Annotated in this window: 9 protein-coding genes and 1 pseudogene; 5 read left to right on the forward strand and 5 right to left on the reverse strand. The window is 62.1% G+C overall.

What is annotated here, in order from left to right; all coding sequences use genetic code 11:
* Window positions 1–7 precede the first annotated feature (7 nt).
* Window positions 8–568: a cysteine hydrolase family protein gene (locus tag DNK50_RS18020; RefSeq protein ID WP_112195542.1), complete on the forward strand. Its 561-nt coding sequence runs from the start codon at window positions 8–10 to the stop codon at window positions 566–568.
* A gap of 49 nt (window positions 569–617) precedes the next feature.
* Here DNK50_RS18020 and DNK50_RS18025 read toward each other — a convergent pair whose 3' ends face one another.
* Window positions 618–1,310: a glutathione S-transferase gene (locus DNK50_RS18025; RefSeq protein WP_112195544.1), complete on the reverse strand. Its 693-nt coding sequence runs from the start codon at window positions 1,308–1,310 to the stop codon at window positions 618–620.
* A 144-nt stretch (window positions 1,311–1,454) separates the two neighbouring features.
* Here DNK50_RS18025 and DNK50_RS18030 point away from each other — a divergent pair, with 144 nt between their 5' ends.
* Window positions 1,455–2,018, forward strand: a complete 564-nt coding sequence (locus DNK50_RS18030) for a TetR/AcrR family transcriptional regulator (RefSeq protein ID WP_112195546.1) — start codon at window positions 1,455–1,457, stop codon at window positions 2,016–2,018.
* Window positions 2,019–2,261: 243 nt separating this feature from the next.
* On the opposite strand, the gene nirD is transcribed toward DNK50_RS18030, so the two are convergent.
* Both nirD and nirB read right to left on the reverse strand, forming a co-directional pair.
* On the reverse strand, window positions 2,262–2,603 hold the full coding sequence (gene nirD / locus DNK50_RS18035) for a nitrite reductase small subunit NirD (protein WP_099585325.1): 342 nt from the start codon (window positions 2,601–2,603) through the stop codon (window positions 2,262–2,264).
* The gene (gene nirB / locus DNK50_RS18040) at window positions 2,603–5,146 is read right to left on the reverse strand and encodes a nitrite reductase large subunit NirB (protein WP_112195548.1); all 2,544 of its coding nucleotides are present in this window, start codon (window positions 5,144–5,146) and stop codon (window positions 2,603–2,605) included. The genes nirD and nirB overlap by 1 nt, the downstream gene beginning before the upstream one ends.
* Before the next feature lie 587 nt (window positions 5,147–5,733).
* On the opposite strand from nirB, the gene DNK50_RS18045 reads away from it, so the two are divergent.
* The 3 genes and pseudogenes from DNK50_RS18045 (at window position 5,734) to DNK50_RS29600 (ending at window position 11,807) form a co-directional block, all read left to right on the forward strand.
* Window positions 5,734–9,717 (forward strand): bifunctional nitrate reductase/sulfite reductase flavoprotein subunit alpha, encoded by a 3,984-nt coding sequence (locus tag DNK50_RS18045; RefSeq protein ID WP_112195550.1) that lies wholly within the window; start codon window positions 5,734–5,736, stop codon window positions 9,715–9,717.
* 230 nt (window positions 9,718–9,947) lie between these two features.
* A pseudogene (locus DNK50_RS29595) lies at window positions 9,948–10,904 on the forward strand (cache domain-containing protein); the annotation flags it as partial.
* Between the two features lie 198 nt (window positions 10,905–11,102).
* The gene (locus DNK50_RS29600; RefSeq protein ID WP_371929527.1) at window positions 11,103–11,807 is read left to right on the forward strand and encodes a methyl-accepting chemotaxis protein; all 705 of its coding nucleotides are present in this window, start codon (window positions 11,103–11,105) and stop codon (window positions 11,805–11,807) included.
* A gap of 86 nt (window positions 11,808–11,893) precedes the next feature.
* Here the strand turns inward: DNK50_RS29600 and DNK50_RS18055 are convergent, their stop codons facing one another.
* Window positions 11,894–12,688: a nucleotidyltransferase domain-containing protein gene (locus DNK50_RS18055; RefSeq protein ID WP_112195554.1), complete on the reverse strand. Its 795-nt coding sequence runs from the start codon at window positions 12,686–12,688 to the stop codon at window positions 11,894–11,896.
* Entirely contained in the window at window positions 12,685–13,710 is a 1,026-nt protein-coding gene (locus DNK50_RS18060) for a UV damage endonuclease UvsE (RefSeq protein WP_099585330.1), read from the reverse strand. Before DNK50_RS18060 ends, DNK50_RS18055 begins: the two co-directional genes overlap by 4 nt.
* Between the last annotated feature and the right edge of the window lie 141 nt (window positions 13,711–13,851).

Consider the following 13,851-nt stretch of genomic DNA (forward strand, 5'->3'; position numbering starts at 1 on the left):
AGGTGCCATGGATTCGTTAAGCAACAACGCCGCATTGGTGATCATCGACATGCAGCAAGGCATCAACCAACCCGCGCTCGGGCGACGTAACAATCCGCATGCGGAGTTGCACATGCACCGTCTGCTCAGCGCCTGGCGGCAAGCCGGTAGACCCATCGTGCATGTGCGGCATATCTCCCGCTCACCGGGCTCCGTGTTCTGGCCGGGGCAACCGGGTTGTGAATTCCAGCCCGCACTGCAGCCCCAGGCGCATGAGCATGTGCTGGAGAAAAACGTACCGGATGCGTTCACAAATACCGGCCTGGAACGCTGGCTGCACACGCGAGCGATCAGGCAGTTGGTGATCGTCGGGGTCATCACCAACAACTCCGTCGAGGCCACGGCGCGCTCAGGCGGCAACCTGGGCTTTGATGTCATCGTGGCCGCCGACGCCTGCTACACGTTTGACCAAACCGACTTGTCGGGGCGCCTGTGGCCAGCGGAGGATGTGCATGCGCTGTCACTGAGCAACCTGGCGATGGATTACGCCAGGGTTGCAGGGAGCGATGAAATCCTGGCTTATGCCTGAGCCGGTCTGTTTTCGAGCAACTGTGCAATAGCCTTAGGAAACCTTTCCCTCAGCGCGGCTGCGCAACCATTTCACGCCAGGCCTGAACGCTGGGCCGCTCGTTCACCTTGGCATGCCAGGCGCGCAGCGCTTCGCACGTTTCAGGCACAGGCAATTGCACCAGTGCCGCGAAAATCAGCCCGCCAAGTAACGCAATATCGGCCATCGAAAATGCATCGCCTGCCACAAAGGCGCGGGTCTTGAGCACGTTATCGAAATAGTGCATCCCCCTGACCGCCTTGTCCCGCATACGCATGCCCCATTCGGCGTTCTGATAAAGCTCTACCTCAGGCCCAAGCCCAGGGGTGGCATGATGGAAATACACGCTGACCGCATCCATTAATTCAATTTCTGCGCGCTTGGTCATCATGTGGATCACGCCTTGCTCGGTCGGCGTCCTGCCGGTGAGGATCGGGTTGCCATCAAGTGTGTCCAGGTACTGGGTGATAGCGGTGCATTCAGCGATGAACGTGCCGTCGTCCAGTTGCAGCACTGGCAGCGTCCCGGAATAGTTGAGGGCAAGGAACGCGGGTTGTTTGTGCTCGCCTTCCCATAGGTTGACCGACACGAACTCGACGCGCGGCAACAAGCGCTTCTCGGCCAGCGCGATACGAACGCGCGCCGGATAGGGCCCGTTATACCAATCGTAAATCTTCATCAACGGAGGTTGGGATACGTCGGATTGTAGCTCTTGGAATGTCATGATTTGCTCGCCTACCTGTCAAGTGGTAGGTAAAGATTGAAAGTATTTTCCCACGCTGTCAACCATTACCTTCCAGTTGGCAGGTAAAACCGTGTGGGCGTAGAATCCGTCTCACCTCCCTCCCAACTGAAGAGAAATCCACACGTGAGTGAAAACGCTCGAGAAGCCATCCTGGAAGCTGCCAGACTCGCGGCTCAGCACTACGGCTACAGTGGCATCAACTTTCGCAGCATCGGCGAAACGGTAGGGATCAAGAACGCCAGTATCTATTACCACTTCCCGAGCAAAGCCGATCTCGGCGCGGCAGTCGCCAGACGCTATTGGGAAGATGCGGCCAGCACGCTGACGGCCATACGCACCGAGAACCCGGAACCACTGCAGTGCCTGCGTGCTTATCCGGGCATCTTTCGAAAGTCACTCGAAGACGGAAACCGCTTGTGCCTGTCCAGTTTTATGGCGGCCGAATACAAGGACCTGCCCGAGCCGGTGAAGAAAGAAATACTGGCGTTTGCCGACACCAACGTAGCCTGGCTGGCGGTGCTGCTGGCTGAGATCGAGCCTCTCAGCGCAGAGATATGCGAGCGTCGCGCTCGTGCCATCTACACCGCCATTGCCGGCGCGCAGTTGATTGCCCGCACGCGAGACGATCTCAGTTTGTACGACGAACTGGTCCAGAGTTATCGGGACACGGGGCTTATCCCGGCCTGACACTGACGACGCCGTTGGCGCGCACTGTTGCGGCCGATCATCGAAGCGTCGGCCGCGCAGTATGCGAAGGAGAAAGGCATCACACCGCGTGACTGCAGCAAAGAGCAGTGAGGTTTATCGGCTGAAATACGCTTCAAATGTGGGAGGGGGCTTGCCCCCGATGGCGGTGTATCAGTCACGGATTTCCTAACTGAGCCACCGCTATCGGGGGCAAGCCCCCTCCCACATTTAGACTCAGGTGTGTCAGCCCACGCCTACTTCCACCACTCCAGCATTCAACCGCACCGGCCACACCCGCAGGCGCTGATCCGGCGCCTCCAGGCACTGGCCGTCGTGCAAGCGGTAATGCTGCTTATAGATCGGCGCAGCCACCACGAGATCGCCCTTGATGCTGCCGACCAAGCCGCGACCAATCACATTCGCTCCCGACTCCGGGTCATGGTTGTCGATGGCGAACAGCGTCTGTTCCTGCGCGCCCGGCAGGTAGAACAGCGCCACTTGCGCGCCGTCCAGCCACACCACCACGCCGGAATGGCGCACCAGGTCAGTCTCGTTGCACACGCGTTTCCAGGTGGACTGGCTCATCAGGCAAGCTCCTCGATGACAGGAATCAGGTTGAGTTCAGCGGCCATGATCGGCCGGCGCTGGCCGCGTTCCTGGACAAAGTGGATGTCCGGATCCGGGCGTTTGTCATTGACGAAGGTGCGGAAGCGCTTGAGCTTTTCCGGGTCTTTAAGGGCGTTGGCCCATTCGCATTCGTAGCGATCGACCACCAGTTGCATTTGCGCTTCCAGCTCGGCGCCCAGGCCCAGGCTGTCGTGCAGGATCACGTCCTTGAGGAAATCCAGGCCGCCTTCCAGGCTTTCGCGCCACACCGAGGTGCGCTGCAGTTTGTCGGCGGTGCGGATGTAGAACATCAGGAAACGGTCGATGTACTGGATCAGCGTGGCGTCATCGAGGTCGGTGGCAAACAGTTCGGCATGGCGCGGACGCATGCCGCCGTTACCGGCAATGTAGAGGTTCCAGCCCTTTTCGGTGGCAATCACGCCCACGTCTTTGCTCTGGGCTTCAGCGCATTCACGGGTGCAGCCGGACACCGCGAACTTGAGCTTGTGCGGCGAACGCAGGCCCTTGTAGCGGTCCTCGATCAGCAGCGCCATTTTCACGCTGTCCTGCACGCCGTAGCGGCACCAGGTGCTGCCCACGCAGGACTTGACCGTGCGCGTGGATTTGCCATACGCGTGCCCGGTCTCGAAGCCGGCCGCGATCAGCTCGGCCCAGATATCCGGCAGCTCATGCAGTTGCGCGCCAAACAGGTCGATGCGCTGGCCGCCGGTGATCTTGGTGTAGAGGTCGTATTTCTTCGCCACTTCGCCAATCACGATCAGCTTGTCGGCGGTAATCTCGCCGCCCGGAATCCGTGGCACCACCGAGTAGGTGCCGTTCTTCTGCATGTTGGCCATGAACGTGTCGTTGGTGTCCTGCAATGGCACCAGCGAGGCATCCATGATCGGCTGGTTCCAGCACGAAGCCAGGATCGAACCCACCGCCGGTTTGCACACGTCGCACCCGGTGTGGCCACGGCCGTGCTTGGCCAGCAGTTCTTCGAAGGTGATCACCCCTTCCACCCGCACCAGGGCATACAGTTCCTGGCGGGTATAGGCGAAGTGTTCGCACAGGCTCTTGTCGACGCTGACACCACGGGCGATCAGTTCGTGTTCAAACACCTGCTTGAGCAAGCCCGCGCAACCGCCGCAACCGGTGCAGGCCTTGGTCTGGGATTTGAGCAGGCCCAGGTCGCTGCAACCGCCGTCGATGGCCGAGCAGATCGCACCTTTGGTGACGTTGTGGCAGGAACACACGGTGGCCGATTCGGGCAACGCGCCGGGGCCGAGGGTCGGTGCGCCGGCGGAGGACGGCAGGATCAGGCTGGCCGGTTCCGCCGGCAGCGCAATCGCGTTCTGCATGTATTGCAGCAAGGTGTCGTAGTAGCTGTTGTCACCCACCAGCACCGCACCGATCACATGCTTGCCCGATGCGTCCACCACCAGGCGCCGGTAGCTGGCGCTGGCCTCGTCGATAAACTGGTAGCTGCGCGCACCCGGCGTGTGGGCGTGGGCGTCGCCGATGGAGCCAACGTCCACGCCGAGCAGTTTGAGCTTGGTGGACATGTCGGCGCCGACAAACGGCTCGGCGGCCTGCGCGCACAACAGCGCGGCAACCCCACGGGCCATCTGGTAGCCCGGCGCGACCAGGCCGAACAGGCTGCCATTCCACGAGGCACACTCGCCAATCGCGTAGATGTGCGGGTCGCAGCTTTTGCATTCATCGTTGATTACCACGCCGCCGCGCGGGCCGATCTCCAGGCCAGCCTGGCGCGCCAGTGCATCCTGGGCGCGGATACCGGCTGAGAACACGATAAGGTCGGTTTCTAGAAATTCGTCGTTGGCAAAGTTCATGCGATAGCGGTACTGCTCGCCCGCGCTGATCGACTGCGTGGCACGGGACAGGTGCACACCGACGCCCAGTCGTTCGATCTGGGCCTTGAGCGCCAGGCCGCCAAAATCATCCAACTGCACTGGCATCAAGCGCGGCGCGAACTCCACCACATGGGCTTCCAGGCCGAGGCTTTTCAGGGCGTTCGCCGCTTCCAGGCCCAGCAAGCCACCGCCGACCACTACCCCGCGCCGGGCATTGGCTGCCGCAGCACGAATGGCATCAAGGTCTTGCAAGGTGCGATACACCAACCGCGAATCGCCTTCGGCGCCTTCAATCGGTGGCACAAACGGGTAGGAACCGGTCGCCAGGACCAAGCTGTCGTAGCCCACACAGCCCTGCGCCGTGATCACCTCACGGCGGGCGCGGTCGATTTCCAGCACCGGCACGCCCAAGTGCAAGGTCACACCCGGCGTCTGGTACAGCGACGCTTCGCAGAGGGCCAATGACTCGGCATCGCGGCCGGTGAAATACTCGGAGAGGTGCACACGGTCATAGGCGCGCATCGGCTCCTCACTGAACACATGCAGGTGGAAGTGCTCCAGCGCACCGCGCTCGATCAGTTGCTCCACGCAATGGTGACCGACCATGCCATTGCCAACGACGATCAGGGTTTTCATCGGTTTGTTCATATCAGCACCTGACAACATTCATCACGGTTTAAAAAGCAAAAAAAAACGCCTGAAACCTTGCGGTTCCAGGCGTCTTTGCCTGTTCTTATGCGGGATCGGTTCGGACGACTTCGCCGGATCCATCGCTTTATGCCCATGACCTTGAAGGGCCTGTCGATCGTCGTTGACCGAGTGGGGTTGAGGGGGAGCTTGCAGGCGGCGTGCCAATTGGCCGCAACCCCGCAGTCGCGGCTACGCCAGCCCTTCAACCCAGCAATACGCCCACGATTGCGCCTCCAACTGGTGCGCCCCGCATCATATAAGTGCGCATACCCGCCTCTGTGGCGAGGGAGCTTGCTCCCGCTGGAGTGCGCAGCGCTCCCAGGATTTAGGGGGCGCTTCGCAGCCCAGCGGGAGCAAGTTCCCTCGCCACAGTGGGTAAGCCACTTGAAATGCAAAGCTGGCGCGTGACTTGCTAGGAACACCTGCATCAAGCAGTCAACGCTGATTGCCCATTCACGACAAAGGCGCCGTGCACCCCCCGTTTCCAAACGGTGGGTTGCAGGGCGCTTTTTTGTTGGCGGGTAAAAAAGTTTCGAGGGTGACGGATGGCAAACCAAAGCGTACGCAGCGTGTGTCCTTATTGTGGCGTCGGCTGCGGCATCGTGATGCAAGTGGAAAACAATAAAGTGGTCAAGGTGATCGGCGACAAGGCCCACCCCACCAACTTCGGCCGCCTGTGCACCAAAGGCACTACGTGCGGCCAAGCCATCGCCGAGTCAGGCCGCATGGAGAATGCCTACCTGCGCGAAGAGCGCGATCACGACCCGGTGCGCATCGCCATGGACACCGCCATCAGCGAAACCGCCAGCCGTCTGCGCCATATCCTCGACCGCGATGGCCCCGATGCGCTGGCGTTCTACGTGTCCGGGCAAATGTCCCTGGAGGCGCAGTACCTCGTCAACAAGTTGGCCAAGGGCTTTGTGCGCACGCCGAACATCGAATCCAACTCGCGCCTGTGCATGGCCAGCGCGGGCAGCGGCTACAAGCTGTCCCTGGGCTCGGATGGGCCACCGGGGTCCTACGAAGACTTTGACCGCGCCGACCTGTTCTTCGTGATCGGCGCCAACATGGCCGACTGTCACCCGATTCTGTTCCTGCGCATGATGGACCGGGTCAAGGCCGGGGCGAAGCTGATCGTGGTCGACCCCCGACGCAGCGCCACCGCCGACAAGGCCGACCTGTACCTGCCGATCAAGCCCGGCACCGACCTCGCCCTGCTCAATGGCCTGCTGTACCTGCTGGTTAAAAACGGCCACACCGATCCGGCCTTCATCGCCGCATTCACCGAAGGCTGGGAGGCCATGCCTGGCTTTCTTGAGGACTATTCGCCCGACCACGTCGCCGCCCTCACCGGCCTGGCCGAAGCGGATATCCGCCAAGCCGCCGACTGGATCGGCCAAGCCGCCGAGTGGATGAGTTGCTGGACCATGGGCCTCAACCAAAGCACCCACGGCACCTGGAACACCAACGCCCTGTGCAACCTGCACCTGGCCACCGGCGCGATTTGCCGCCCCGGCAGCGGGCCGTTTTCCCTCACCGGCCAACCCAACGCCATGGGGGGCCGCGAGATGGGCTACATGGGCCCAGGTCTGCCGGGGCAACGCTCGGTGCTGGTCGAAGCCGACCGCGCATTTATCGAAGACCTCTGGCAAATCCCGCCTGACCACCTGCCGCGCCAGGCCGGCAACGGCACCGTGGCGATGTTCGAGCAGATGGCCGCCGGGCAGATCAAGGCGTGTTGGATCATCTGCACCAACCCGGTGGCCAGCGTGCCCAATCGCCAGATCGCCATCGACGGTTTGCGCACCGCCGAACTGGTGATCACCCAGGACGCCTACCTCGACACCGAGACCAACCGCTATGCCGATATCCTGCTGCCCGGCGCGCTGTGGGCCGAGGCTGAAGGGGTGATGATCAACTCCGAACGCAACCTGACCCTGATGCAGAAAGCCGTCGAGGCGCCCGGCGACACTTTGCCCGACTGGCAAATCATCGCTCGGGTTGCCTGTGAAATGGGCTTTGCCGACGCCTTCACCTATGCCAGCGCCGCCGAGGTATTCGAAGAAATCAAACGCGCCTGGAACCCCAAGACCGGCTACGACCTACGCGGCGCCAGCCACGCACGCCTGCGTGAACAACCGCTGCAATGGCCCTGCGCTTCGGCCGATGGCGCGGACCGCAACCCGATCCGCTACCGCACCGCCGGCACGCTCGCATTCGCCACCGACAGCGGCAAAGGCCAGTTCTTCCCGCGCCCCCATATGCCGCCTGCGGAAATGCCCGACGAGCGCTTCCCGTTCGTGCTCAACACCGGCCGCCTGCAGCACCAGTGGCACACCCTGACCAAGACCGGCAAGGTCGCCACCCTGAACAAACTCAACCCCGGCCCGTTCGTGGAAGTCCACCCCGACGATGCCAGGCGCCTGGGCCTCAAGGCCAAGGATCCGGTGGAGGTGCGCTCCCTGCGCGGGCGTGCCGTGCTGCCAGCGCTGATCACCGACCGCATGCGTCCCGGCAACTGCTTTGCGCCCTTCCACTGGAACGATGTGTTTGGCGAGCACCTGGCGATCAACGCGGTGACCAACGATGCCGTCGACCCGATTTCCCTGCAGCCCGAGTTCAAGTGCTGCGCTGTCGCGCTGGCCCGAGTCGAGCTGTTCGACCATCAGTTCCTTGATCAACCCGCTCTCCAAGATCTCCGAGAGGACTTCAGCATGTCGCGCCTCGACGCCTTCGCCGAACTCGCCGGTATCCGTAACGTACCGGCGCCGTTACTGAGCGACAGTGAACGCACCTACCTCGCCGGGTTCCTCAGCGGCCTGCACGCCAGTGCGGCGCGCCAGGACGCTGGCGTACCGGTAATGCCGGCGAGCGCGCCGCTGGCCAAGGATGCCCGCCTATGGCTGGACGGCTTGCTCGGCGGTTTGTTCAGCCGCGCAGACTCTGCGCCAGCAGCCGCCCCGGACGTCACGCTGTTGTGGGCGTCGCAGACCGGCAATGCCGAAGCCCTCGCCGAGCGCTTTGCCAAACGCCTGCGCGAAGCGGGCATCAGCGTAGAACTGAGCGCCATGGCGGACTTCTCCGCAAGCAAACTGGCCAGCGTCCAGACCCTGGCCCTGATCAGCAGTACCTTTGGCGACGGCGATCCACCGGACAATGGCGAAGGGTTCTGGCACAGCCTCAGCACCGTCGAGACGCGCCTTGAGTCTCTGCGGTTTGCGGTGCTCGCCTTGGGCGATCCGAATTACGACCAGTTCTGCAAGCACGGCAAAAGGCTTGACCAGCGCCTGCTGGAACTGGGCGCCACTCGCCTGCTGGAACGTGTCGACTGCGACACCGAATTCGAAGAACCCGCCGATGCCTGGCTGACCCGATTCCAGCAAACCCTCAACCCGGCCAAGCCCGTCGCAGCGGCGGCCACCCCGGCCGGCAAAACCAAACTGCACCCGTCACGCCTGCTGCTCAACCGGCACCTGAACCCCCACAGCGCCCACAAGGAAACCCGCCAGTTCGCCCTGGACCTGACGGGCTCCGGCCTGACCTACGAAGCCGGTGATGCCCTCGGCGTGCGGCCGCGCAACTGCCCGGACCTGGTGAGCGAACTGCTTGAGCTGACCCAACTGAGCGCAGGCGCTTCGGTGAACATCGAGACGTTCGGTGACGTGTCGCTGCAACACGCCCTGACCCAGCACTTCGAAATCGCCCGCCCCGGCAACGAGACCCTGGCCTTTATTGCCGAACGCAGCGCCAATCCAGGCCTGGAGCAACTGCTTCGACCCGAGCACAAGGCCGAACTCAAAGACTGGCTATGGGGCCGACAGCTCACGGATGTACTGCAGGAATACCCCATCGACTGCTCGGCGGACGAATTGCTCGGTACCCTCAAGCGCCTGCAACCGCGGCTGTATTCGATTGCCTCCAGCGCCAAGGCCCATCCCCAGGAAGTCCACCTCACCGTGGCGGCGGTGCGATACGGCAAACGCAAAGGTGTGTCCTCGACCTTCCTCGCCGACCGCGTCGGCGACGGCGAAGTGCCGGTGTTTGTGCAGCCGTCCAAACACTTTCGCACGCCAACGGACGGTGACGTGCCGATGATCATGATCGGTCCCGGCACTGGGGTGGCGCCGTTTCGCGCGTTCTTGCAGGAGCGTCGGGCCATGGGGCATCAGGGCCGTAACTGGCTGTTTTTTGGCGAGCAGTACGCCGCCAGCGACTTCTACTACCAGGACGAACTGCAAGGCATGCAGCGTGATGGCCTGCTCACTCACCTGAGCCTGGCGTTTTCCCGTGACCAGGCGCAGAAGATCTACGTGCAGGACCGCATTCGCGAACAGGGCGCCGAGCTGTGGCGCTGGTTGCAGGACGGCGCCAGGCTGTACATTTGCGGCGACGCCAGCCATATGGCCAAGGATGTGGACCAGGCGTTGCGCCAAGTGGCGCACACCCACGGTGGGCTGGGCGTGGAGGACGCCGTGGAGTACTGGCGCCAACTGAGCGAGCAGAAGCGTTATTTGCGTGATGTCTACTGATTGGATACAGAACAATCGTCAATTGTATTGTGTACAAAAAACCCTAAAGATTTGCTGAGTACGGGCCGAAACAGCATTGATAGCAAATCGCCGCACTGTTATTACAACGTACGGCGGTTTGACCACCCTCTGCGCTGATGGTCGTCTCGATGAAAATAAAAAATAAGCTTGTCCTGGCATTTGTCTCTGTCGCGTTTATCCCGGTCAGCCTGGTGGCCGTGATCTCTGTCATGAACACGCGAACCCAGGCGGTTGAACAGTTCATTGATGGCAGCACCCGGGAAATCCGCCAGATCGATGGCAATATCCGCCAGTTCTTCGACGGCACGCTGCAGAACGTCGATCAAATGGCTACGGATCCTGTATACACCTCTATCAACACCTTGAAGAATTACCAACCCGCGGATGCGCCCAGCCAACCGATGCCTGCGGCCGCGCAAACCGTGATCGACCGTTTCGCCCGCTTTGGCGCCACCCACCCGGCGGCGGCCATCCTGTCCATCGGCCTGGAAGACGGCACCTACGTCAAATGGCCGGATGACCCGCAACTGGCCAAATACGACCCGCGCACGCGCCCTTGGTACAAAGCGGCGATGGCCAGCCCCGGCAAGACCGTGCGCACCCCGGCTTACTATTACGACAAAGACGACGTGGCCCTGGTGGGCACTGCACGGGCATTGCTGGACAACGCGGGCAAAGCCAAAGGCGTGTTCGTGGTCAGCGTGTCGCTGAAGAACCTCACTGAGTTGGTCAAGAGCATCAAGCTCGGCGAAAGCGGCTACGTGATGCTGATCGAGGACGGTGTGGTGCTGGTGGACCCGCGTGACGCCGGCCACAGCTTCAAGCCGCTCAAGGATTTGGGCGACGCCTATGCCCACCTTGCCCAAACGCCCCAAGGCTCCACCGAAGTAGAGATCGGCGGTGTGCGCTACATGGCCAACGTGTGGACCTCCCCCGGCCTGGGCTGGCGTTATATCGGGCTGATCGAACACAACGAAGTGATGGCCGAAGCCACGCGCATGACCTACCTCACCGCCGCCATCGTCGGCGTGCTGGTGCTGGTCTTCGGCTTGCTCGCGGCAGCGTTTTCCAAGGTGATCGTCAAGCCCATCGGCCAGGTCAGCAGCGGCTTGCAATCCATCGCCGAGGGCGAAGGCGACCTGCGCCACGCGCTGCAGGTGCAGGGCAAGGACGAAACCGCCGAGTTGGCGGGCTGGTTCAACAAGTTTCTGGCGGCCATCCGCCAACTGATCCAGCACATCGGCGCAGCCTCGGCCAATTTGCAGAACGCCTCCAAGGTCAACAGCGAAGTGGCGCACAACATGAACGAAGCTGCCGGGCGCCAGCGTGAGGCGGTGGAGTTGGTGTCCACCGCGTTCAACGAAATGGTCGCCACCGCCAACGAAGTGGCGCGCTCGTGCAGCGGCGCGGCGGAGTCCGCCGAGAACGGCCACCGCCGCGTGGCCGAGGGCAAGCAGCAGATTGAAGTGACCACCGACAACGTCAACCGCCTGGGCCGCCGCCTGACCGAATCGTCCCAGGCCATGGTCGAACTGGAAGCCGGCAGCCGCAGCATCAACCAGATCCTCGGCACCATCCGCGCCATTGCCGAACAGACCAACCTGCTGGCGCTCAACGCCGCCATCGAAGCCGCCCGCGCCGGTGATCAGGGCCGCGGTTTTGCGGTGGTGGCCGATGAAGTGCGCGCACTGGCCAAGCGCACCTCGGACTCCACCGGCGAAATCGAACACCTGCTCGGCACCCTGGAAAACAAGACCCAGGAAGTCACGCAAAAAATGGGCAGTTGCCTGGACCTGTCACGGGCCAGTGTGTCGTCCATCGAGAGCGCGCGGGACAGCTTTGAAGGCATCCAGTTGTCGGTCAACGAGATCCGCGACCAGAACCTGCAAATCTCCGCCGCCGCCGAGGAACAACACAGCGTGGCCGAAGAGATCAACCGGCATATCCAGCAGATCTACGACGAAGCGCGGCTGGTGGAAAGCCTGGCCAACTCGGCGCAGGACGACTCGGGGCGGTTGTCGGAGTTGTCGAGCGAGCTCAATGGGTTGGTGGGGCGCTTCAAGTCCTGACTTTCGGCAAGCGCACCTGTAGGCGCTGGCTTGTAGTGAGCGGGCTTGTCCCGCTCACTACAACGTTATGTGTCAGCTTTCAGGAGCTATGTGGATACCTGTGCTGCGATTGCGGCGGTACGTTGCAAGGCCATCCACGCCATAAAGGTTTGCAACCGGGTGGTGAAGTTATCGCCTTGCGCTTCGGGATTTCGCGCTTCAAACAGAAAGAATGCCACCTGTGTGATCATCGTCGGATAACACCGCACGAACAGCGCGACATGTTCTTCAAGCGTCTGCGGCCACGTCGTCGCCTCTTCCGAGCGCAGCACATGCGTGGCCCGCACCGCCTTGCGCGACGCTTCACGCTGCAAGCGCAGGCGTTGCGGCTCGGCATCGGCCTGCGCGATACGCGTGAGATAGCCCGCCAACACCTGTTCAAAGTCAGCATTCAGCGCCACGGCGATCTCGCGTGACGGCCGAAACCGCTCGAACTGCTGCGACAGGTCATTGCCCCACAGGCAGCGGCAATGGTGCTTGAGCCAGAAGCCCCAGCTGTGCTTGTTTTCAGGCGCCAGGACCTGCGCAAGACTGCCAATATCGAAATCGACCTTGATGACCTCCGGGTGGCGCTGCTCCAGCGCCTGGCGGATCGCTTCCAGGCGTTCCAATAGCGGCGCAGTCGGCGGTTCGCGCAGCACCAGCGTGAGGTCAAGGTCAGAGACCCCGAGCGTGGCGTCTGCCCTGGCGACACTGCCGTACAGATAGATCCCATCGAGCCCCAGATCATCCTGCGACAGCGACGCGCAGACATCCTCAAGCAGTGGTTGAAACTCAGGCTGCACGGGGCTATCGGTGACGCTGAGGATGTAACCGTTGAGGTCGATGTTCGACAGGCTCATGACTGTTTCTTCCAGTGTTCATAAAACGCCAGCGCCGCCACGTTCTTGTCCTTGGCTTCCAGCATGATGTCGAAGCGCTCCAGAAACTGCAGCGCGTAGTCGTTGGTCCAGCGGTTCCACATTTGCGCACTGTGGCCGTACAGGTCGCGCTTAGACACCACCTGCAACAGCGCGTCCATTTCCAGCTTGTGCTCGGCGTCGAAACCCAGCTCCTGCAGGCTTTCCTGGGGTTGGGAGTAATGCATCGTCGGGCGTACGCCGCGCCAACTGTCGATCACGCGAGCGACACGTTCGCTGTTGGGGTCGATGTACTCGTTTTCGTTGATCCAGCAGTGGTGAATGTCGAGCACCACCGGCGCGAGGTCGGCGACTTGCAGGCAGTGGTCGAGGCCATAAGTCTTTTCATCGTTTTCAAAGGTGATGCAGTTGCGCGCCACCTCGGACAAACGCAACCACACGGCGCGGGTGCCTTCCACGCCGAGGCGCCCGGCGATGTGCACGTTGCACTTGAGGTCCTGGAAGCGCCGGCCGTAGCCCATCATGCGGATCATGTCGGCGTGGTATTCGAATTCGGCGAGGCTGTTTTCCACCACGCCGGGGTTTTCCGAACCCAGCACGCAGTATTGGCCGGGGTGGAACGACAGCCGAATATCCGAGGCGCGCGCCAGCTCGCCGATGGCGGCGAAACCTTCGATCAATTGGCGTTCGATGGCAGGGTCTTTATAAACGTCGGCGACTTTAGGATGGCTGTAGAACGGCAGCAGGTCGCTGCTCAGGCGCAGCATGCGCAAGGTCGGCGGCAGGTCGGCGACATAGGCCAGCAGGCGTAACTGTGCCGCCAGGTTATGGGTGACCACTTCGACCAGCTTGTCGCGGGCGACCTGCGGCGTGACTCCGTCCATCCAGCGCAAGGTGGTGGTGCGCGGGTTGAAGGGACCTTCGATCAGCTTGAGGGCGCTGGCCGACAATAGGCGTTCAGGATGCTTGTACTGGCAGGCAAAGCCAATGCGAGGGTGTGTCATGGAGGCGCCCGGCGAAAGGAAAGGACAGGATGATACGGCGTTAGGCGTGGGCTCAGGCAGCGGGTTCATAATATTTAGACACTGATCACCCTGAACTTTCTGACAAGCGCCGCGCTCACTTCCTATGCGCTGCCGCGCCCA

It is taken from the genome of Pseudomonas sp. LG1E9 (assembly GCF_003290225.1).
Taxonomy (GTDB): Bacteria; Pseudomonadota; Gammaproteobacteria; order Pseudomonadales; family Pseudomonadaceae; genus Aquipseudomonas; species Aquipseudomonas cyclaminis.

Bases quoted from the DNA above. Each gene is read 5' to 3' on its own strand.
- DNK50_RS18020 (WP_112195542.1), top strand. From the start codon at position 8: ATGGATTCGTTAAGCAACAACGCCGCATTGGTGATCATCGACATGCAG.
- DNK50_RS18025 (WP_112195544.1), bottom strand. From the start codon at position 1,310: ATGACATTCCAAGAGCTACAATCCGACGTATCCCAACCTCCGTTGATG.
- nirD (WP_099585325.1), bottom strand. From the start codon at position 2,603: ATGAGCCAGTCCACCTGGAAACGCGTGTGCAACGAGACTGACCTGGTG.
- nirB (WP_112195548.1), bottom strand. From the start codon at position 5,146: ATGAACAAACCGATGAAAACCCTGATCGTCGTTGGCAATGGCATGGTC.
- DNK50_RS18045 (WP_112195550.1), top strand. From the start codon at position 5,734: ATGGCAAACCAAAGCGTACGCAGCGTGTGTCCTTATTGTGGCGTCGGC.
- DNK50_RS29600 (WP_371929527.1), top strand. From the start codon at position 11,103: ATGGTCGCCACCGCCAACGAAGTGGCGCGCTCGTGCAGCGGCGCGGCG.
- DNK50_RS18055 (WP_112195554.1), bottom strand. From the start codon at position 12,688: ATGAGCCTGTCGAACATCGACCTCAACGGTTACATCCTCAGCGTCACC.
- DNK50_RS18060 (WP_099585330.1), bottom strand. From the start codon at position 13,710: ATGACACACCCTCGCATTGGCTTTGCCTGCCAGTACAAGCATCCTGAA.